This is a genomic window from Roseateles sp. P5_B10, assembly GCF_056400485.1.
Window position 1 is genome coordinate 1 of sequence record NZ_JBFULE010001403.1, and the last position, 789, is coordinate 789.

Consider the following 789-nt stretch of genomic DNA (forward strand, 5'->3'; position numbering starts at 1 on the left):
GAGCAGGCTGCCGCCGAAGCCGCCGCCAAGGCCGCTGCCGAAGCTGCCGCTGCAGCTGCCGCCGCCAAGCCGGAGGTCACGCCCGTCGAGCAGGCCGAGGCCCGCCAGCGCAATGCCGCTGCTGCCGCCGCCGAAGCTGCCGCGATCAACAAGGCCGCCTCCAAGCGCGGTGCCAAGGCCGCCGCGCCTGCGCCCGAGCCTGAAGTCGTTGCGCCGCCGCCGCCCGCACCTGCGCCTGAAGTCGTCGCCCCGCCACCGCCCGCGCCCGAAGTGGCCAAGCCGGCGCTGCGCGTCGTCAAGGCCGTCGATGCCGCTGCCGAAGAGAAGCAGAAGCAGGACGACCTGGCCCGCCGCCGCAAGGCCGCCGAGGACGAGGCCGCCAAGATCCGCGCGATGATGAATGCACCCAAAAAGGTGCTGGTCGCGAAGAAGCCCGAAGAGCCCAAGCCGGCCGAAGCCGCCGCGGGCATCAAGGGCACCATCCACAAGAAGGCCGGCACGCCAGGCGCAGCACCTGCTGCAGCGGGCGCAGGCGCCGGCAAGCCGGGCGACAAGAAGTCGGTCAAGTCCGAGAAGCTGTCGTCCAGTTGGGCCGATGACGCCGCCAAGAAGCGCGGCCTCAAGACCATCGGTGCCGGTCCCGCCGGCGCGAACCGCCCGGGTGGCGGCGGCAACTGGCGTGCTCCGGCGCGCGGTGGTGCCGGTGGCCGTCGTGGCGGCAATGACCGTGGTGGCAATGGCCAAGGCAACTTCCAGGCACCTGCAGAGATGCAGATCCAAGAGGTGCAC

General features: G+C 72.0%; 1 pseudogene. It reads left to right on the plus strand.

Annotated features, from left to right (window positions below):
- Positions 1 to 789: pseudogene (locus tag AC1DU6_RS33620) on the plus strand (translation initiation factor IF-2); the annotation flags it as partial.